At 65.1% G+C, this 573-nt stretch carries 1 protein-coding gene; it reads right to left on the reverse strand.

Features of this window, described 5'->3' with window-relative positions; genetic code table 11:
* Positions 1-573 (reverse strand): helix-turn-helix domain-containing protein (locus IEX93_RS11370; RefSeq protein ID WP_188848294.1); only part of this gene is annotated, 573 nt, incomplete at both ends.

Below are 573 nucleotides of genomic sequence, written 5' to 3' on the forward strand. Positions count from 1 at the left end.
CGCTCCCGCCGTCCACCTGAAGGGCTCGGATGGGAAAGGGAGTTTGCGCCACCAGGCGGGCAAGAAAACAGGCCGCCAAACCAGCCGTGGCCCGGGTGTGGACCTCCGCAAGGGAAAAACGGGTGAAGAGGTCCACCGCCGAGAAGTGCCGGATCGTCTCCCCAGGACCCAGGGTCACGGTGAGGGTGTCCACCTGGACAAGATCCCCGGGGTGCTTCACCTCGTATCCCCTGGGCTTCCTTTGAGCGTAGGGGCGCCGGGTCTTCCGCTTGACCTCCCCCCGCCGGGCCCGCCCCAGAAAGGCAGCCACGCTTTCCACCCGGCCGCGCGCTTCCAGGTGGGCCAAAATGCGCCCCACGGCCCGCTCGCTCACCGCAAAACCCTCTTTCCTCAAAGTTAGCCAGATCGGCCACCTTCCCCAGGTGGGGTTCTCCTTCCTCAAAGTCTCCACCCGGATCAACAGATCGGGGGTCCAGTACACCCTCTTCCGCAGGCGCTTAGGGCGTCTTGACCGGGGCTTAAGACCGGCAAGGCCTTCTTCCTTCAGGCGTTTCCGCCAGCGGTAATAGGTGG

The sequence above is a fragment of the Thermus composti genome, assembly GCF_014647535.1.
GTDB lineage: Bacteria > Deinococcota > Deinococci > Deinococcales > Thermaceae > Thermus > Thermus composti.